The following is an 18739-nucleotide window of genomic DNA, read 5'->3' as shown; positions in this document are numbered from 1 at the left end:
CGAGCGGGAAAAGCGAACTGTGGCGACCGGGATTTGCACGGTGGCGACCCTGTTGGAACGCGGAACCTGTGAAAACCCAAAAACCTTGTGGGAGCGGGCTTGCTCGCGAAGGGTCCGTGTCAGTCACCCTTTGAGGCGGCTGACCCGCCGTCTTCGTCGGATCGCCGCCCGGAGCAAGCCCGCTCCCACAATTAGTTATGCGCTGTAGTGGTTTTTGCCCCAAGTGAGCAGCCCTTGCAGCAGCTCCTTCAGTACCACCCGCGTCGGCTCCGCCAGATCGGCGCGGTAGCGGAACGGTTCGAACTCTTCCATATACGTGCACTGGCCAAGCTCCAGTTGCACGGCGTGGATGTTCTCGGCCGGGTTGCCGTAGTGACGGGTGATGTGGCCGCCCTTGAAGCGTCCGTTCAGCACATGGCTGTAATCGCCATGGCGTGCGCAGATCGCTTCCAGCTGAGTGGCCAGTTGCGGATCGCAACTGGCGCCATTGAAGGTGCCGAGGTTGAAGTCCGGCAGCTTGCCGTCGAACAGGTGCGGGATGATCGAACGGATCGAGTGTGCATCGAACAGCAGCGCGTAACCGAACTCGGCCTTCAGCCGCGCCAGCTCTTCCTGCAAAGTGCGGTGGTACGGCGTCCAGATCTGCTCCAGGTACCTCGCACGCTCTTCTTTCGACGGCTCCTTGCCTTCCTTGAACAACGGAATGCCATCGAACAGCGTCGCCGGGTACAGCCCGGTAGTGGCGCCGGCGTAGAGAGGTTTGTCGTCGGACGGCCGGTTCAGGTCGATGACGAATCGCGAGTATTCGGCCGCCAGCGTGCTGGCGCCCAGTTCGGCGGCGAAGTCGTAGAGCTGCGGAATGTGCCAGTCGGTGTCCGGCAGGCTTTTCGCGTCAGGGATCAATCCGGCCTCGACCGCCGGGGTCAGGCGCACACCGGCGTGGGGCATGCTGATCAGCAGCGGCACGCGACCTTGTTTGAAGTTCAGAACCTTATCCACAACCGCTCTCCTACAGACTTGATTCAACGCCGTGACGCACGACGCGTTTGTCCAGTTCACCACCCAGCCAGTACGCCAGATCCGCCGGGCGGTCGATCTGCCAGGCGACAAAATCCGCGACCTTGCCGGCCTCCAGCGAGCCGTGGGTATCGGCCATGCCCAGGGCTTGTGCCGCGTGAATCGTGGCGCCAGCCAGGGCCTCTTCCGGGGTCATGCGGAAACAGGTGCAGGCCATGTTCAGCATCAGGCGCAACGACAGCGCCGGTGAGGTGCCGGGGTTGAGGTCGCTGGCGATGGCGATTTTCACTTTGTGTTTGCGCAGGGCTTCCATCGGCGGCAGCTGGGTTTCGCGCAGGAAGTAGAACGCGCCCGGCAACAGCACTGCGACAGTGTCGGATTCGGCCATGGCGATGGCGTCGGCTTCGTCCATGAACTCCAGGTGATCGGCGGACAACGCGTGATACCGCGCGGCGAGGCTGGAGCCATGCAGCGACGACAATTGCTCGGCGTGCAGCTTCACCGGCAGACCGAGTTTTTGCGCGGCAATGAAAACCCGCTCGACCTGTTCCGGGGAGAACGCCAGGTATTCGCAGAACGCATCCACCGCATCCACCAGGCCTTCGGCGGCCAGCGCCGGCAGCATCTCGGCGCAGATGTGATCGATGTAATCGTCGGCACGATCCTTGTATTCAGGCGGCAATGCGTGAGCGGCCAAGCAGGTGCTGCGCACACTGATCGGCAGCTCGGCGGCGAGGCGACGGATGACCCGAAGGATCTTGCGTTCGCTGGCCAGATCGAGGCCGTAGCCGGATTTCATTTCGACCGTGGTCACGCCGTCTCGCATCAGGCTTTTCAGGCGTTTGGCGGCGCTGGCGAACAGCTCGTCTTCCGAGGCTTCGCGCGTGGCGCGCACGGTGCTGGCGATGCCGCCACCGGCCGCTGCGATTTCGGCGTAGCTGACGCCTTGCAGGCGCTTCTCGAATTCGCCGCTGCGGTTGCCGCCGAACACGGTGTGGGTGTGGCAGTCGATCAGGCCGGGGGTGACCCACGCGCCTTGCAGGTCATTGACCGCCGGGTATTCGCCTGACGGCAATTGGCTGCGCGGGCCGATCCACTCGATGAGTGCACCGGACGTCACGATGGCCGCATCCTCGATGATCGAGTAGACGCCTTGCGCCATGGTTGCGACGTGGCAGTGTTGCCAGAGGGTTTTCACTGTGAGCCTCCGTTGAAATTCGGTGATCGTTCCCACGCTCTGCGTGGGAACGATCAGGGGTGGTTAAAGGCTAGGCAGCAGTTTCGCCGGAACCAGCTCCGTCAGAACCCGCGAAGCCAGCAACTCGGTCGCCGCATTGATGTCCGGCGCGAAGAAGCGGTCTTTCTCGTAGAACGGCACTTCGCGACGCAGAATCCCCCGAGCCTGCTCCAGTTTGACCGAGGTCTTCAGGCCGTTGCGCAGGTCCAGGCCCTGCACCGCCGCCAGCCATTCCACCGCGAGAATCCCGCGTGTGTTCTCGGCCATTTCCCACAGACGCTTGCCGGCGGCCGGGGCCATCGACACGTGGTCTTCCTGGTTGGCGGAGGTCGGCAGGCTGTCCACCGAATGCGGATGGGACAGCGCCTTGTTCTCGCTGGCCAGAGCTGCAGCGGTCACCTGGGCGATCATGAAGCCGGAGTTCACGCCACCGTTGGCCACCAGGAACGGCGGCAGTTGCGACATGTGCTTGTCCATCATCAGCGAGATACGACGCTCGCTCAGGGAACCGATTTCGGCAATGGCCAGGGCCATGTTGTCAGCGGCCATGGCCACTGGTTCGGCGTGGAAGTTGCCGCCGGAAATCACATCGCCTTCGGCCGCGAACACCAGCGGGTTGTCGGATACGGCGTTGGCTTCGACAGCCAACACTTCGGCGGCCTGACGGAACTGGGTCAGGCACGCGCCCATGACTTGCGGCTGGCAACGCAGGGAGTACGGGTCCTGAACCTTCTCGCAGTTCTGGTGCGAGTCGGAGACTTCGCTGCGCTCGCCCAGCAGATCGCGGTAAGCGGCGGCAGCGTCGATCTGGCCTTTCTGGCCACGGGCGGCGTGAATGCGTGCGTCGAACGGCGAGCGCGAACCGAGCACCGCTTCGACCGTCAGCCCTCCCAGCGCCAGCGCGCCGGCGAACAGGTCTTCACCTTCGAACAGGCCGCGCAACGCGAATGCGGTGGAAACCTGAGTGCCGTTGAGCAGCGCCAGACCTTCTTTCGCCGCCAGGGTCAGCGGCGTCAGACCGGCGACTTTCAGCGCTTCGGTCGCCTCCATCCACTCGCCCTTGTAGCGCGCCTTGCCTTCGCCCAGCAGCACCAGCGACATGTGCGCCAATGGCGCCAGGTCACCGGAGGCACCGACCGAACCCTTCAACGGAATATGCGGATAGACCTCGGCGTTGATCAGGGCGATCAGCGCATCGATCACCACCCGACGGATGCCGGAGAAACCACGGCTGAGGCTGTTGACCTTGAGCACCATGATCAGACGCACCAGCTCATCGCTGATCGGCTGGCCGACGCCGGCGGCGTGGGACAGCACCAGCGAACGCTGGAGGTTTTCCAGGTCTTCGCTGGCGATGCGGGTCGAGGCCAGCAGGCCGAAACCGGTGTTGATGCCGTAGGCGGTGCGGTTTTCCGCGAGGATCTGCTCGACGCAGGCCACGCTGGCTTCGATCTGCGCGCTGGCGCTGTTGTCGAGGGTCAGCTTGACCGGGTTCTGATAAACGTCACGCAGTTGGGCCAGGCTCAGTTGGCCGGGGATCAGGTTCAGCGCAGTCATTTTGTGCTCCTTTTGAGAGTTTATTGTTAACTCGCCAGACGCTCCGGAGATGTCCGTTGTCCGTCGCGTCTGCCCTTTTGGGGAGCCGCGCCTTGGCACGCTGGCGTGGGTAGTTTTCAGTGCAGATTCGGTAATGCGTTGTGCAACAGGTTCGAGTCTTTCAGAACGCTTGCGGCAGCGGCGATATCCGGCGCCAGCCAGCGGTCCTGATCGTAGGCCGGGACTTTTTCGCGCAGCAGTCGCCAGGCGGTATCGGTGCCCGCGCCGAAGCGCTGTTCTTTGAGGAATTCAAACGCCTGGGCCGCCAGCAGGTACTCGATGGCGAGGATCTGCGTGCAGTTTTCCAGCGCGCGATGCAGCTTCAGCGCGGCGTTGGTGCCCATGCTCAAGTGGTCTTCCTGCAAGCCCGAGGTGACGTAGTTGTCGAGCACTGCCGGTTGCGCCAACTGGCGGTTTTCCGCGCACAGCGACGCGGCGACGTATTGCACGATCATCATCCCGGAGTTCACCCCCGGATTGGCCACCAGAAACGCCGGCAGACCGCTGACGTGCGGGTTGATCAGGCGATCCAGACGCCGCTCGGCAATCGAGCCGATTTCAGCCATCGCAATCGCCAGCAGATCCGCCGCCAGCGCCACTGATTGCCCGTGCGGGTTGGCCTGGGACATGACACGGAAATCGTCCGGCGTGCCCAGCAGCAACGGGTTGTCGGTGCAGCCGTTGAGTTCGGTTTCGATCTGTTTGATCGCGTGTTCCAGTTGATCGCGGGCAGCACCGTGCACCTGCGGGATCGAACGGATGCTCAGGGCATCCTGAGTGCGAATGCCTTTGCTCGCGGCGATCACTTCGCTGCCATCGAGCAAGGCGCGCAGATTGACGCCCACCTGTTGCATGCCCGGGTGCGGCTTGAGCGCGATGATCTCGGCATCGAACGCGGCGATCTGGCCGCGTTGCGCTTCAAAGCTCATGGCACCGATTACATCGGCCCATTGCACCAGACGCGTGGCGTCGGCAATCGCCAGGCAACCGAGGCCGGTCATGCACGGCGTACCGTTGACCAGGCACAGACCGTCCTTCGCCCCGAGCTGCACCGGTTGCAGACCCTCTTCGGCCAGCGCCTGCTGCGCGGACACGACCTGCCCGCGATAGCTGACACTGCCCACGCCCAGCAGCGCGATACCGATGTGCGCCATGTGGGTCAGGTAACCCACCGAACCCTGGGATGGCACTTGCGGGGTGATGCCGCGATTGAGCAGCGTCAGCAGCGCTTCGACCACCCGGCGATGAATGCCGGATTTGCCGTGGCTGTAGTTGCGGATCGCCGAGCACATGATCGCGCGCGTCTGCTCATCGGCCAGCACCGGACCGACGCCGCAGGCATGGCTGAGCAAGGTGTTGCGCGACAGCTGGCTGAGCTGTTCGGCTTTCAGCGAGACGTTGCACAGCGCACCGAGACCGGTGTTCACGCCGTAGGCGCGCTCGCCGCTGGCGACGATGCGCTGGACGATGCCCTGCGCGTTTTCAATGCGCGCCCAGGTCTGCGCCGACAGCTCGAGCTGCGCGCCGTGACGGGCGACTGCGACCACATCCTGCCAACGCATCGGAGCGTCGGCGATAACGATTTTTTCAGCCTGGGACATCACTTACCTCAACCATAATTTTGATGCAGCTTCACCGGCCTCATCGCTGGCAAGCCAGCTCCCACAGAATCTCCGGCGCTCACACAATCCCTGTGGGAGCGGGCTTGCCCGCGATGAGGCCAGTCTGTGCACTGCAAAACTCAGATCAGACCACCGCCGCCCGCCGCTGCACGAAGCGGTCGACATACTCGTCCGCCGGCGAATGCAGGATCTCTTTCGGCGTGCCGACCTGGATCAGGCGGCCGTCCTTGAGGATCGCGATGCGGTTGCCGATGCGCACGGCCTCGTCGAGGTCGTGAGTGATGAAAACGATGGTCTTGTGCAGGGTCTTTTGCAGCTCCAGCAACTGATCCTGCATCTCGGCGCGGATCAGCGGATCCAGCGCACTGAACGCTTCGTCCATCAGGATGATGTCGGTGTCCGCCGCCAGGGCGCGGGCCAGACCGACACGCTGGCGCATGCCGCCGGAGAGCTGGTGCGGGTATTTGTTTTCGTAGCCCTTGAGGCCCACGGTGTTGATCCAGTGCAGCGCGCGTTCGGCGCACAGTTGCTTGGTCTCGCCGCGCACTTTCAGGCCGTAGGCGACGTTGTCGAGCACGGTCTTGTGCGGCAGCAGGCCGAAGCTCTGGAACACCATGCTGATCTTGTGCCGGCGAAATTCACGCAAGGCTTCCATGTCGTATTGCAGGATGTCCACGCCGTCCACCAGGATCGCGCCGCTGGTCGGGTCGATCAGGCGGTTGAAGTGGCGTACCAGGGTCGATTTGCCGGAGCCGGAAAGGCCCATGATCACGAAGATCTCGCCGGTGCCGATGCTCAGGGACAAGTCGTTGACCCCGACCACGCAACCGGTTTCGTTCAGCACCTGATCCTTGGTCTTGCCCTGGCCGACCATCGCCAGGGCGTCCGAGGCGCGGTTGCCGAAAATCTTGAAGACGTTTTTGACTTCGATCTTGCTCACGGTTGCGTTGCTCATTTGCTCACCTCATGCCGTGGCCGACCATACGCCTGGGTAATGCGGTCGATGACCACTGCGAGAATCACGATCGCCAGACCGGCTTCCAGGCCGCGTCCGACGTTGAGGGTCTGAATGCCCACCAGCACATCTTCACCCAGGCCACGGGCGCCGATCATCGAGGCGATTACCACCATCGACAGGGCCATCATGGTGGTCTGGTTGATCCCGGCCATGATGCTCGGCAGGGCCAGCGGCAATTGCACGCCGAACAGCTGCTGCCAGCGGTTGGCACCGAAGGCGTTGATCGCTTCCATCACTTCGCCGTCGACCTGGCGGATGCCCAGATCGGTCAAACGGATCAGCGGCGGTGCGGCGTAGATCACGGTGGCGAAAATCGCCGGCACCTTGCCCAGGCCGAACAGCATCAGCACCGGAATCAGGTACACGAAGCTCGGCATGGTCTGCATGATGTCGAGCAGCGGCATCAGCACCGAACGCAGGCGATTGCTGCGCGCCGAGAGAATCCCCAGCGGTACGCCGATCAGCACCGAAATGACCGTCGCCACCATCATCAGCGCGAGGGTCTGCATCAACTTGTCCCACAGACCGACAGCACCGACCAGGAACAACAGACCGACGATCACCGCGGTGGTCACGACTTTGCGCGTGGCGTGCCAGGCCACGACGCCGACGATGGCCAGCATCAACCACCACGGTGCGGCGCGCAGCAGGCCTTCAAGATTGACGATGGCCCACAGCAGGGTGTCGGAGATATGGCGGAACACATCGCCGTAGTTGGTGACCAGCGCATCGACCCAACCGTTGACCCAGTCGGCGATGGAAAAGGTAAAGCTTTCGGGAAACATAAGCGGCTCTCAATCAGGAAACTCAATCAAGCGATTGCGGCGAACACCCCGGCCAGCCTCTCGGTTGGCCGGGAGGAATTCGACCTACAGCGCCGCGTCGATTTTCTTGGCAGCGTCTTCACTCACCCACGCATGCCAGACCTCAGGATGTTCCTTGAGGAAGATTTTCGCCAGTTTTGGCGACTCGATACGTTCCTTCGCCATGCGGCCCAGGTTCTGGTTCAGCAGGTCGATCGGCAGGTTGACCTTCTCCAGCACGGCCACCAGTTCCGGCGCTTGCTCGTGGAAGGTCTTGGACAGACCGACCTTGATGGTCACGGTCTTGTCGACGCCCGGTTTTTCTTCCAGTTTCACCGCGTCGATCTGGCCCATCAGCGGGGTTGGCGACCAGTAGTAGAACAGGATCGGCTCGCCACGCTTGTAGCTCGACAGCACCGCCGCATCCAGCGCCGGGCCGGTGCCCGGGCGGAAGTTGGTGTAGCTGTTTTCCAGGCCGTAGCTTTTCAGCATTTCGCTGTTGTCCAGCTCGCAGGTCCAGCCGGCCGGGCAGTTGTAGAAACGACCTTTGGAGGGCTCTTCGGCGTCTTTGAAGACGGCGGCATATTTGCCCAGGTCGGCGATGTTTTTCAGGTCCGGCGCCTTGGCTTCGAGTTTGCGTTTGGCGTCGCCTTCGATCACGTAGCGCGGCACGTACCAGCCTTCGATCGCACCCACCACCGGGGCGCCGACACCGACGACCTTGCCGGCCTTCTCGGCCTTGTTCCAGACCTCGCTGCGGCCGACCCATTCTTCGGCGAAGATCTGGATGTCGTTGCTGCTCAGGGCGTTTTCCATGGTGATGGAGTTGCCCGGCAGGCTGTCGGTCTTGCAGTCGTAACCTTTCTCCAGCACCACCTGCAGAACGTCGGTCAGCAGCATGCCGCTTTCCCAGTTCAGGCCGGCGAATTTCACCGGTTTGCCGGACTCGCACCAGCCAGCGGCCTGGGTTGCGCCGGCGCTGGCCAGCAGGCCCATGGAAAGCAATGTGGTCAGCAGGGTCTTGTTCGATTTCATTGTTGTGACGCTCCTAATCATGAATTGGCTTACGGCAGTCAAGAGGCATCCAGCCCTGTCCACGTCCAAATCAGGCCTGCGCCGCAGCGCGACCGGCCCCGCTTGTTTTAGGTTGTACAACGCTGTCCTGCTCGACGGGCAGAATCAGTCGATCGGGTACGGTGCCGTGCCATTTTTTCGCGCAGACGTAGTACAACGCTGCGGGCAGCACGAGACCGATGATCCAGGAAATATCCACATCCCCCAGGGCCGCTACCAATGGACCGGTATAGAACTTGGTGGAAATGAACGGCAGTTGCACCAGCACCCCGAACACATAAACGCTGATACCGAGGAGGTTCCAGCGGCCGTAGCGACCGTTCGGATCCGCCAGCGCCGGTACGTCGTAGCGCTCGCGGGTGATGCAGTAGTAGTCCACCAGGTTGATCGCGCTCCACGGCGTGAAGAACGCCAGCAGGAACAGGATGAAGGACTTGAACGCACCGAGGAACGAATGTTGGCCAAGCAGCGCGATCAGGGTCGCCGCGCCGACGATCACCAGCACGAACACCAGACGCTGCATGCGGGTGACCGTCAGGTGGCCACGGAAGCCGCTGATGATGGTCGCGATGCACATGAAGCTGCCGTAGGAGTTCAGGGTAGAGATGGTGACCTTGCCGAACGCGATGCTGAAGTACAGCAGCGCGGCGGTGGCACCGGTCCCGCCCAGACCGACGATGTAGGCGACTTCATGACCGGCGAATTGCCCGTTGGCCGAAGCGGCCGCGAACACACCGAGGATCATCGCCACCTGCGCACCAATCACCGAACCGGCACCGGCGGCGAAAAAGGTTTTCACCGAAGACACCTTGCTCGGCAGGTAGCGCGAGTAGTCCGCCACGTACGGGCCGAAAGCGATCTGCCAGGAGGCCGCGAGCGACACCGCCAGCAGGAAACTGCTCCAGCTGAAGTGGCGGATTTCCAGAAGTGCGCCGACGTCCACCTGACTCATCAGACGGCTGAACAGGTACACGAAAGCGATCACGCCAATGGCACTGGCGATCCGGCCGATCCAGTGAATCACCCGATAGCCAAGCACCGTGACCACGACGATGACGCTGGCGAAAAGCAGGATGCCGACGGTGTCGCTGACCCCGAACAACTGGCCCAGCGCCTGACCGGACAACACGGTTCCGGTGGCGGTGAAGCCCAGGTACATCAGGCACACCAGCACGATCGGAATCGCCGCGCCGTAGACGCCGAACTGCACCCGGCTGGAGATCATCTGCGGCAGGCCAAGCTTCGGCCCTTGCGCCGCGTGCAGCGCCATCACCCCGCCGCCCAGCAGTTGACCGATCAGCAGACCGATCAACGACCAGAACACATCGCCGCCCAGCACCACGGCCAGGGCCCCGGTGACAATCGCGGTGATTTGCAGGTTGGCACCCATCCACAGGGTGAACTGACTGAACAGACGACCGTGTCTTTCCGCTTCCGGGATGTAGTCGATCGAACGCCTTTCGATCAACGGTTTACTGCCTGCACGATCGGTGTTGCCCGCCATGATTCAACCTCTGTGGATTGTTTTAATTGTTCTGTCCGGTTTACTCGATTTCTGTGGGAGCGGAGCTTGCCCGCGATGACGTCGGCACCTGCGACATCAATTCCAGCAGTGCCGCCGCCATCGCTGGCAAGCCAGCTCCCACAGGTTCTTTATTTGCCGGTGATCATCGGCAGGTTCAGCCCTTGTTCCTTGGCGCAGTCGATGGCGATCTGGTAACCGGCATCGGCGTGACGCATGACGCCGGTGCCCGGGTCGTTGTGCAGCACGCGAGCGATACGCTCGGCCGCTTCGTCAGTACCGTCGCAGACAATCACCATGCCCGAGTGCTGGGAGAAGCCCATGCCGACGCCGCCGCCGTGGTGCAGGGACACCCAGGTCGCACCGCTCGCGGTGTTCAACAGAGCATTGAGCAGCGGCCAGTCGGAGACGGCATCGGAGCCATCCTGCATCGATTCGGTTTCACGGTTCGGGCTGGACACCGAGCCGGAGTCGAGGTGGTCGCGACCGATCACGATCGGTGCCGACAGCTCGCCGCTGCGGACCATTTCGTTGAACGCCAGACCGAGCTTGGCGCGCAGGCCCAGGCCGACCCAGCAGATACGTGCCGGCAGACCCTGGAAGCTGATGCGCTCGCGCGCCATGTCCAGCCAGTTGTGCAAGTGGGCATCATCCGGGATCAGTTCTTTGACTTTGGCGTCGGTCTTGTAGATGTCCTGCGGATCACCGGACAGCGCAGCCCAGCGGAACGGGCCGATGCCACGGCAGAACAGCGGACGGATGTAGGCCGGCACGAAGCCCGGGAAATCGAATGCGTTTTCGACGCCTTCTTCCTGAGCCATCTGACGGATGTTGTTGCCGTAGTCGAAGGTCGGCACGCCCATCTTCTGGAAGTCGAGCATGGCTTTGACGTGAACGGCCATCGATTGCTTGGCGGCCTTGACCACAGCGGCTGGCTCGGTCTTGGCGCGGGCGCGGTATTCGTCCCAGGTCCAGCCGGCCGGCAGGTAACCGTTGAGCGGGTCGTGGGCGCTGGTCTGGTCGGTGACCATGTCCGGGCGCACGCCGCGCTTGACCAGTTCCGGCAGGATTTCAGCAGCGTTGCCGCACAGGGCGATGGAAACCGCCTTGCCTTCGGAGGTGTATTTGGCGATGCGGGCCAGCGCGTCGTCGAGGTCTTTGGCCTGCTCGTCGACGTAGCGGGTCTTGAGGCGGAAATCGATGCTGATCTGCTGGCATTCAATGTTCAGCGAGCAGGCACCGGCGAGGGTCGCGGCCAGTGGCTGGGCGCCGCCCATGCCGCCGAGGCCGGCGGTCAGTACCCATTTGCCGGTGAGGTTGTCGTTGTAGTGCTGGCGACCGGCTTCAACGAAGGTTTCGTAGGTGCCCTGGACGATGCCCTGGCTGCCGATGTAGATCCAGCTGCCGGCGGTCATCTGGCCGTACATGGCCAGGCCTTTGGCGTCGAGTTCGTTGAAGTGTTCCCAGGTTGCCCAGTGCGGCACCAGGTTGGAGTTGGCGATCAGTACGCGCGGGGCGTTGCTGTGGGTTTTGAACACACCGACCGGTTTGCCCGATTGCACCAGCAGGGTTTCGTCTTCGTTGAGGTTGGTGAGGCTCTCGACGATCTTGTCGTAGCACTCCCAGTTACGCGCAGCGCGGCCGATGCCACCGTAGACCACCAGCTCTTTCGGGTTCTCGGCGACTTCCGGGTCGAGGTTGTTCATCAGCATGCGCAGCGGCGCTTCGGTCAGCCAGCTCTTGGCGGTCAGCTTGTTGCCGCGGGCGGCGCGGATTTCGACGTCACGATGCTTTGTGAATGAAGAAGTAGTGCGGTTGTTGTCAGTCACGAAAAAGACTCCTCAGCGATCAATTCAAACCAACCCTGGCAGTGGGCAAGCAGCCTGTGCGCATCAGTGCGCGACAAGCGAATCAGTGGACGCTGCGGAGAGTCTCGATCGACTCATACGCATACGTCTTTACTTGTACATACAAGCATATGCAATCAAGCGGCCAACTTGTTGGAGGGTCGTTCAACAAAAATCCCTGACAGGGCTGGAGAGTGCCTGAATCAAGGGCTCTGGCGTTGATGAAATTTTTCGCGGGGTGGATTGAGGGTAGCGAGAGGTTGTTACGAAAGCGTGGTTTTGCGCCACACTGGGGCGTTCGGTAACAAGTTGGTGCGCATTTCGGGAACGTCGGGACGAAAAAAAACCGCTGCTTTCAAAGCAGCGGTTTTTGATCGTTCCCACGCAGAGGGTGTGAAGGAGTCAGCGTGGGGACAGTTCGATCACGCAGCACCCGGCATTGACGGCAATCTCGGTCAAACCGGTGTTACCGTCCAGTTGCAGGCAGTCATGACGGCCGAGTTGCGACGCACTGTCACCGACCGCGACCTCCAGCAGTTCACTGACGCTGAAGACCAGCACGGTGCTTGCCGAACTGAAAAACCGCTGTTCGCCGTCCAGCCATTGCAGGCGTGCGCTGTAACGCTGGGGCGAGTAGATCAGGTTGAAGTCACGGATTGCGCCGCCGAGCAAGGTGCAGGACACCTGGCTCTCGCCGCTGAAGGCAAACGGGTCGAGGGGTAACAACGGCCGGGTATCGTCGCCGTCGACACACAGGGTCATGCCGTCGCCCTGCAATACCGTGATGACCCGCTGGTAACCGGCGAAGGTCGAAAAGCCGCCGGATTCGGCGATGTCGGCAATCGACAGACGCCAGCCAAAACCGTCGAGGCCAGCGCCAGCGTCACGGGTGATTTCCTCGGTGCTGCCGCCGCCGTTTTTCCACGGCATGCGCGGGTAGCCTTCAGCGCGTAATACCTTCAACTCGTTCATTTATGAAACCGACCTTCCAGACGATGACGGGAACCGGGGTGAATCAGACGCGCCGCTGTCACCGGCTGACGCCCCGACCAGGTGCGGCGGCGGATCAGCAGGCAAGGCTCGCCCTTTTCGATCTGCAGCAATTTGCATTCGGACGCTTCGGCGAGGATCGCTTCGACCACGTGCTCGCCTTCGGTCAGCGGCGCGACCTGGTTCAGATAGGCGTAAGGCGTTTGCAGGGTGAAGTCCTGCTTGAGATATTCCGGGGCGACCAGCGCGTTGACGAAGCGATCTTCGATCTGCACCGGAATGTCGTTTTCGTAATGCACGATCAGCGAGTGAAAGACCTTCTGCCCTTCGCGCATGTCCAGCGCGAGCGCGCGCTCGGAACCGGCGGCCTCTTCTTCAAGGGTGATCACCTGGCAAGTGTGGCGATGGCCACGGGAGGCGATTTCATCGGCGATGTTGTGCACTTCGAACAGCGCGGACTGGCTCTTCGGCTCGGCGACAAAAGTACCGACGCCTTGCATGCGCACCAGCAGACCGTCGGCGGTCATTTCCCGTAGCGCGCGGTTGATGGTCATGCGGCTGAAGCCCAACTGGCTGACCAGCTCGCTTTCCGACGGCACGCGGTAATGCGGCGGCCAGTTACCGCTGTCGATCTGTTGGGTGATCATCTGTTTGACGCGGGCGTACAAAGGCGCCGGACTGTCGCCCATGTTCGCGGCCAACGGGGAGACTGGAGGCGGAGTCGGCACGGTGGATCCCTGTTCATTGGATGAAAGTTGCTAGCTTGCCGGAGTTTACCGGGCAGGCAAACGTCTGTATATGTATATACAAATAACACACGATGGGGTGCTGAACCATGTCCGCCTTCTTTGCCGAACGCGCGCTGCTGCCTAACGGATGGGCCAACAATGTACGTCTCGAGGTCAGCGCCGATGGCGTGCTGACCCGAATCCAGGCCGATTCCACCGCAGATGGCGCCGAACGGCTGAGCGGTCCGCTGCTGCCGGGGATGCCGAATCTGCACTCCCACGCGTTCCAGCGAGCGATGGCGGGACTGGCGGAAGTGGCCGGCAATCCCAACGACAGTTTCTGGACCTGGCGCGATCTGATGTATCGGCTCGTCGGAAAAATCAGCCCCGACCAGCTCGGTGTGATTGCCCGCCAGCTGTACATCGAAATGCTCAAGGCCGGTTACACCTCGGTCGCCGAATTCCATTACGTCCACCACGATCACAACGGCCAGCCTTACGCCGACCCGGCCGAGCTGGCGTTGCGCATCAGCCAGGCGGCCAGCTCGGCCGGCATCGGTCTGACCTTGCTGCCTGTGCTCTACAGCCACAGCGGTTTCGGCGGCCAGACGCCGAACGAAGGCCAGCGCCGTTTCATCAACAGCACCGAAAACTACCTGAAGCTGCAATCGCGCCTGCAACCCCTGCTGGCGCAGCAAAAGGCGCAGTCGCTGGGCCTGTGCTTCCACTCGTTGCGCGCAGTCACGCCACAGCAGATCAGCGAAGTACTGGCAGCCAGCGACAAGCAATGCCCGGTGCACATCCACATCGCCGAGCAGCAGAAGGAAGTCGACGACTGCCTGAGCTGGAGCGGTCGCCGTCCGCTGCAATGGCTGTACGAAAACACCGAAGTCGATCAGCGCTGGTGCCTAGTCCACGCGACCCACGCCAATCCGGAAGAAGTCACGCTGATGGCCAAGAGTCGCGCCATCGCCGGCCTGTGCCTGACCACCGAGGCCAACCTCGGCGACGGGATTTTCCCGGCGGTGGATTTCCTCGCTCAGGGCGGGCGCATGGGCATTGGTTCCGACAGCCATGTGTCATTGAGCGTGGTAGAGGAATTGCGCTGGTTGGAATACGGCCAGCGTCTGCGCGATCAGCGGCGCAATCGCTTGTACGGCGCGGATCAGCCGATGGTCGGCCGCACGTTGTATGACGCGGCGCTGGACGGTGGCGCTCAGTCCCTGGGCCAGCCGATCGGCGCACTGGAGGTCGGCAAACGCGCCGACTGGATTGTGCTCGATGGCAGCGATCCGTATCTGTCCACGGCCAGCGGTGACGGGATTCTCAATCGCTGGCTGTTTGCCGGTGGCGACCGTCAGGTGCGCGATGTGCTGGTCAATGGTCAGTGGGTTGTGCGCGAGGGGCGACATGCCGGGGAGGAGGACAGCAATCGCGCCTTCACCCAGGTCCTGCGAGAGCTTTTGGGCTGACATAAAAAAACCTGTGGAGGGCAACCTCCACAGGTTTTTTTATGCGCGTCAGTTGGACGTCTTGGCCATCTGCTGATCCGACGCACGCCAGATCAGGCGCGTGGTGTCGTAACCCTGTTGACGGGCCTTGCTCAGCAGTTCCTCACGCACCACACCGTTGACGGTCGGCGTGCGGGACAACAGCCACAGGTAGCGCCGGCTCGGATCGCCTACGAGGGCGGTCTTGTAGTCATCGCTGACGTACAGCACCCAGTACTGCCCCTTCGCCACACCCGGAATCAGGCGCGAGAACCAGGTATCGAACTCGACCCACAGCTTGTCGGTCTTGCCCGGCACCTGTGGATAAGCCGTGCCTTTGACTTCTTCCCACTGCCAGTCTGCCGTCAGGCAGCGGTTGTACACCGCAACATTGCCATCCGGCTTGAGGGTGTAGCGGGCTTCGGATTGCGCGCAATTGCGCTGGAAATACATCGGCAGACGCGCCAGTTCGTACCAGGTGCCCTGGTAACGCTTGAGATTGACACTGTTGACCGTCTTCGGCGCCAGCGGATCTTCACCGGTCGTGGCGCAGCCGGCCAATACCAGGCCGGCAAAAAGGACAAGCAATAACCGCTTCATTGTTTTTCTCCCGTGGGCACGTGGCCCCGGTTTACTTCAGGCCTTGGCCGGAAAACATCAGCACTTTGTCACCGGCGTACTGCACGCTGATAAAGCTGTTCTTGTCGCCCCAGGTGCAACTGGACATGCCGAGCGCGCCGGAGCAATCGGTAGGCTTGCCGAGCAGCGTCTCGACTTCGGCCTTGGCCATGCCGGCCGAGAGCTTCGAATAGTTTTCCTGATTGACCTTGCTGCATGCGGCCAACAGCACGCAAAACGAAAGAAGGGCGATAGATCGCAGCGACATGGTGTAACTCCTGGAACGGAAGGGGGGTGGCATGGCGCCAACCAGAAGCTTAGAAGAGAAAACCCCTGTCTGGTTCCCTGGGAAGCTGGCTATTTGTTAACCCGCTCGTCCGGCTTTTGCCGGTAAATCAGACAGTTTGTAAGGCTATCGAGCATTTCGTCGCTTTTAGCAAAAGGCGCCTAATCTTTGGCGCGTGGCGGTCGAAATAACAGCAGCGCAAAGCCCCAGAGTGTGGCAAATTGCCGCCCTTCTTGACCAGCCCCTTCGCGGTAGCTCACTTAATGACCAGAAACATGAAATTCAGCCACAAGATCTTGTTGGCTGCCGCCCTCGTGGTGGCCGTTGCGTTCGCCTGTTTCATTTTGTTCAACGACTATCGCCAGCGCGAAGCCCTGCAAAGCAGCACCGAATCGTCGATGCAGGAACTGGGCAGCCTGACCACCAGCAACATCCAGACCTGGCTGGAAAGCCGCATCCAGTTGCTGCAATCGATGGCGCAGCAGGTTGTCGCCGACGGCAACGCCCCGGCCAGCCTGAAACGCATCATCGACCTGCCCGCCTACACCGGCAATTTCCAGCTCAGCTACTTCGGCGGTGCCGACGGCGTGATGTTCTCGGTCCCGGCCGGCAACCGCGCGCCGGATTACGATCCGCGCGCCCGTGGCTGGTACAAGGCAGCCAACGCTGCGCAACAGACCATCGTCACCGAACCGTACATCGCCGCCTCGTCGGGCAAACTGGTGATCACCGTCGCCACCCCGGTACAGCGCCAGGGCCAGATGATCGGTGTGGCCGGCGCCGACATTGACCTGTCGAGCGTCAGCGCGATCATCAACTCGCTGAACTTCGGCGGCCACGGTCACGCGTTCATCGTCGGTGCCGACGGCAAGATCCTGATCCACCCGGACAGCAAACTGGTGCTCAAGACTCTGGCCGAGGCCTATCCCAACGGTGCGCCGAAAGTCAGCCCGGGCCTGAAAGAAGTCGAGTTCGACGGCAAGACCCAGTTGATCTCCTTCACCCACGTCAACGGCGTGCCGTCGGCCGACTGGTACGTGGCGCTGGTGCTGGACAAGGACACCGCGTTCTCGATGCTCAGCGAATTCCGCACCTCGGCGCTGATCGCGATGGTCATTGCTGTGGTGATCATCATCGCCCTGCTCGGCATGCTGATCCGCGTGCTGATGCAGCCGCTTCTGACCATGGGCCGCGCCATGCACGACATCGCCGAAGGCGAAGGTGACCTGACCAAACGCCTGACCATCCACGGCAACGATGAATTCGGCGCGCTGGGCACCTCGTTCAACCGTTTCGTCGAGCGTATCCACACTTCGATCCGCGAAGTGTCCTCGGCCACCGGGCAGGTCAACGAAGTCGCCCTGCGCGTGGTCGCTGCATCGAACTCGTCGATGTTCAACTCCGACCAACAAGCCTCGCGCACCAACAGCGTGGCCGCCGCGATCAATCAGCTCGGCGCCGCCGCCCAGGAAATCGCCCAGAACGCCGCCCTCGCCTCCCAGCACTCAAGCGACGCGCGAAGCCTGGCCGAAGACGGCCAGCAGGTTGTGGATAAAACCATCCACGCGATGCAGCAACTGTCGGCGAAGATCAGCGACTCCTGCGGCAACATCGAAACCCTGAACAGCAACACCGTGAACATCGGGCAGATTCTGGAAGTGATCACCAGCATCTCCCAGCAGACCAACCTGCTGGCGCTCAACGCCGCCATCGAAGCGGCCCGTGCCGGTGAGGCCGGTCGCGGTTTCGCCGTGGTCGCCGACGAAGTGCGCAACCTGGCGCACCGCACCCAGGACTCGGCGCAGCAAGTGCAGAAGATGATTGAAGAGCTGCAAGTCGGCGCGCGTCAGGCGGTCGGCATCATGACCGAAAGCCAGCGCGAGAGCGAAAGCAGCGTCGGCATCGCCAACCAGGCCGGCGAACGCCTGGGCAGCGTGACCCAGCGCATCGGCGAGATCGACGGCATGAACCAGTCGGTCGCGACCGCGACGGAAGAGCAGACGGCGGTGGTCGAGTCGATCAACGTCGACATCAACGAGATCAACACACTGAACCAGGAAGGCGTGGAGAACTTGCAGGCGACGTTGCGGGCTTGTGCGGATCTGGAGCAGCAGGCTGCGCGACTCAAGCAGTTGGTTGGCAGTTTCCGGATCTAAGTCGCGGCTACTGACCTCATCGCTGGCAAGCCAGCTCCCACAGTATCCAAGGTGGAACACAAACCGTGTGAACACCGAAGATCCTGTGGGAGCGGGCTTGCCCGCGATGAGGCCGGCAACTGCGGTGAAAGTCTAAAAACTCGACCCGGGCTGCGAAAGAAACTCCAGCTCCTCAACCGTAGACTCCCGCCCCAACACCGCATTGCGATGCGGAAACCGTCCAAACCGCGCAATCACTCGCTGATGCCGCTCGGCATAATCCAGGTTGTCGGCAAACACCTCGCGCTCCCCCTCCGGCTGTTCAGCCACCAGTTCGATGAATCGCGAGACCGCTTCATTCTGCACCGCGAGGTTTTCGCAGTGTTCGAAGACGAGGTAGATGAAGAGTCGCTGGATCGGTTTCAACTGCCGATCGAAGTCTGCAGCGATCCCCTGAGCAACCAGTTTCTGCGCCCGTAGATCACCGGAAAAAGCCTTGGGCGTATCGCGAAAGATCATCCGCGGCAGTTGATCGAGCAACAACACCACCGCCAGCCAACCTTCGGGACATTGCGTCCACTCGGTCAATTCGCCAGCGAGGGCCTGATCGACAAAGACCCCGAAACGCTCACGCGCTTCGAGGTCCTGGCTGTCTTTCTTGCCGAACCACAACTTGCCCTTTTCAGCCGTTACATCCTTTGCCGATTCGGAGTGACCGAACCACCAATCGAGCAACGGCTGCCAGGGCGCGGTCAT

At 62.0% G+C, this 18739-nt stretch carries 16 protein-coding genes; 2 read left to right on the top strand and 14 right to left on the bottom strand.

All coding sequences use genetic code 11. The features are described 5' to 3' along the window. Positions 1-195 precede the first annotated feature (195 nt). The 11 genes from hutG to hutC all read right to left on the bottom strand — a co-directional run bounded on the left by hutG (position 196) and on the right by hutC (position 13415). Positions 196-999, bottom strand: coding sequence for an N-formylglutamate deformylase (gene hutG, locus KJY40_RS02810; protein ID WP_230734835.1), 804 nt, complete (start codon positions 997-999; stop codon positions 196-198). 10 nt (positions 1000-1009) lie between these two features. Beyond that, positions 1010-2215 (bottom strand): imidazolonepropionase, encoded by a 1206-nt coding sequence (gene hutI / locus KJY40_RS02805; protein WP_085648000.1) that lies wholly within the window; start codon positions 2213-2215, stop codon positions 1010-1012. 63 nt (positions 2216-2278) lie between these two features. Then, on the bottom strand, positions 2279-3811 hold the full coding sequence (gene hutH, locus KJY40_RS02800) for a histidine ammonia-lyase (RefSeq protein ID WP_230734833.1): 1533 nt from the start codon (positions 3809-3811) through the stop codon (positions 2279-2281). A gap of 116 nt (positions 3812-3927) precedes the next feature. After that, the gene (gene hutH / locus KJY40_RS02795) at positions 3928-5451 is read right to left on the bottom strand and encodes a histidine ammonia-lyase (protein ID WP_230734831.1); all 1524 of its coding nucleotides are present in this window, start codon (positions 5449-5451) and stop codon (positions 3928-3930) included. A gap of 145 nt (positions 5452-5596) precedes the next feature. Then, on the bottom strand, positions 5597-6427 hold the full coding sequence (locus KJY40_RS02790; RefSeq protein WP_007952457.1) for a quaternary amine ABC transporter ATP-binding protein: 831 nt from the start codon (positions 6425-6427) through the stop codon (positions 5597-5599). Then, positions 6424-7275 carry an ABC transporter permease gene (locus tag KJY40_RS02785; RefSeq protein ID WP_007952475.1) on the bottom strand — a complete coding sequence of 284 codons (852 nt, stop codon included), beginning with the start codon at positions 7273-7275 and terminating at the stop codon, positions 6424-6426. The genes KJY40_RS02790 and KJY40_RS02785 overlap by 4 nt, the downstream gene beginning before the upstream one ends. Before the next feature lie 84 nt (positions 7276-7359). Then, complete coding sequence (locus tag KJY40_RS02780) at positions 7360-8328, bottom strand: ABC transporter substrate-binding protein (RefSeq protein ID WP_230734829.1); 969 nt, start codon at positions 8326-8328, stop codon at positions 7360-7362. A 70-nt stretch (positions 8329-8398) separates the two neighbouring features. Further along, positions 8399-9871, bottom strand: coding sequence for a purine-cytosine permease family protein (locus KJY40_RS02775; protein ID WP_085684018.1), 1473 nt, complete (start codon positions 9869-9871; stop codon positions 8399-8401). 149 nt (positions 9872-10020) lie between these two features. Next, a complete protein-coding gene (hutU, locus tag KJY40_RS02770) occupies positions 10021-11718 on the bottom strand; it encodes a urocanate hydratase (protein WP_115076237.1) in 1698 nt (565 codons plus the stop codon). 420 nt (positions 11719-12138) lie between these two features. Beyond that, complete coding sequence (locus KJY40_RS02765; RefSeq protein ID WP_230734828.1) at positions 12139-12708, bottom strand: HutD/Ves family protein; 570 nt, start codon at positions 12706-12708, stop codon at positions 12139-12141. After that, positions 12705-13415, bottom strand: coding sequence for a histidine utilization repressor (gene hutC / locus KJY40_RS02760; protein ID WP_170844914.1), 711 nt, complete (start codon positions 13413-13415; stop codon positions 12705-12707). Before hutC ends, KJY40_RS02765 begins: the two co-directional genes overlap by 4 nt. Before the next feature lie 146 nt (positions 13416-13561). Between hutC and KJY40_RS02755 the strand changes: the two genes are divergently transcribed. Then, positions 13562-14926: a formimidoylglutamate deiminase gene (locus tag KJY40_RS02755; RefSeq protein ID WP_230734826.1), complete on the top strand. Its 1365-nt coding sequence runs from the start codon at positions 13562-13564 to the stop codon at positions 14924-14926. Positions 14927-14974: 48 nt separating this feature from the next. Here KJY40_RS02755 and KJY40_RS02750 read toward each other — a convergent pair whose 3' ends face one another. Beyond that, positions 14975-15544 carry a lipocalin family protein gene (locus KJY40_RS02750; protein WP_230734824.1) on the bottom strand — a complete coding sequence of 190 codons (570 nt, stop codon included), beginning with the start codon at positions 15542-15544 and terminating at the stop codon, positions 14975-14977. Between the two features lie 31 nt (positions 15545-15575). Further along, a complete protein-coding gene (locus tag KJY40_RS02745) occupies positions 15576-15830 on the bottom strand; it encodes a hypothetical protein (RefSeq protein WP_007952486.1) in 255 nt (84 codons plus the stop codon). A 281-nt stretch (positions 15831-16111) separates the two neighbouring features. Between KJY40_RS02745 and KJY40_RS02740 the strand changes: the two genes are divergently transcribed. Beyond that, on the top strand, positions 16112-18004 hold the full coding sequence (locus KJY40_RS02740; protein ID WP_230734822.1) for a methyl-accepting chemotaxis protein: 1893 nt from the start codon (positions 16112-16114) through the stop codon (positions 18002-18004). A gap of 132 nt (positions 18005-18136) precedes the next feature. Here KJY40_RS02740 and KJY40_RS02735 read toward each other — a convergent pair whose 3' ends face one another. Beyond that, a complete protein-coding gene (locus KJY40_RS02735; RefSeq protein WP_230734820.1) occupies positions 18137-18739 on the bottom strand; it encodes a DUF924 family protein in 603 nt (200 codons plus the stop codon).

Origin of the sequence: Pseudomonas fitomaticsae, assembly GCF_021018765.1 — a bacterium.
Classification (GTDB): Bacteria; Pseudomonadota; Gammaproteobacteria; order Pseudomonadales; family Pseudomonadaceae; genus Aquipseudomonas; species Aquipseudomonas fitomaticsae.
This window is presented reverse-complemented; position numbering and strand designations above follow the sequence as displayed.

Bases quoted from the DNA above. Each gene is read 5' to 3' on its own strand.
- hutH (WP_230734833.1), bottom strand. From the start codon at position 3,811: ATGACTGCGCTGAACCTGATCCCCGGCCAACTGAGCCTGGCCCAACTG.
- KJY40_RS02755 (WP_230734826.1), top strand. From the start codon at position 13,562: ATGTCCGCCTTCTTTGCCGAACGCGCGCTGCTGCCTAACGGATGGGCC.
- KJY40_RS02780 (WP_230734829.1), bottom strand. From the start codon at position 8,328: ATGAAATCGAACAAGACCCTGCTGACCACATTGCTTTCCATGGGCCTG.
- KJY40_RS02745 (WP_007952486.1), bottom strand. From the start codon at position 15,830: ATGTCGCTGCGATCTATCGCCCTTCTTTCGTTTTGCGTGCTGTTGGCC.
- KJY40_RS02735 (WP_230734820.1), bottom strand. From the start codon at position 18,739: ATGACCGCGCCCTGGCAGCCGTTGCTCGATTGGTGGTTCGGTCACTCC.
- KJY40_RS02765 (WP_230734828.1), bottom strand. From the start codon at position 12,708: ATGAACGAGTTGAAGGTATTACGCGCTGAAGGCTACCCGCGCATGCCG.
- hutH (WP_230734831.1), bottom strand. From the start codon at position 5,451: ATGTCCCAGGCTGAAAAAATCGTTATCGCCGACGCTCCGATGCGTTGG.
- KJY40_RS02750 (WP_230734824.1), bottom strand. From the start codon at position 15,544: ATGAAGCGGTTATTGCTTGTCCTTTTTGCCGGCCTGGTATTGGCCGGC.
- hutC (WP_170844914.1), bottom strand. From the start codon at position 13,415: ATGGGCGACAGTCCGGCGCCTTTGTACGCCCGCGTCAAACAGATGATC.
- KJY40_RS02790 (WP_007952457.1), bottom strand. From the start codon at position 6,427: ATGAGCAACGCAACCGTGAGCAAGATCGAAGTCAAAAACGTCTTCAAG.
- KJY40_RS02740 (WP_230734822.1), top strand. From the start codon at position 16,112: ATGACCAGAAACATGAAATTCAGCCACAAGATCTTGTTGGCTGCCGCC.
- KJY40_RS02775 (WP_085684018.1), bottom strand. From the start codon at position 9,871: ATGGCGGGCAACACCGATCGTGCAGGCAGTAAACCGTTGATCGAAAGG.
- KJY40_RS02785 (WP_007952475.1), bottom strand. From the start codon at position 7,275: ATGTTTCCCGAAAGCTTTACCTTTTCCATCGCCGACTGGGTCAACGGT.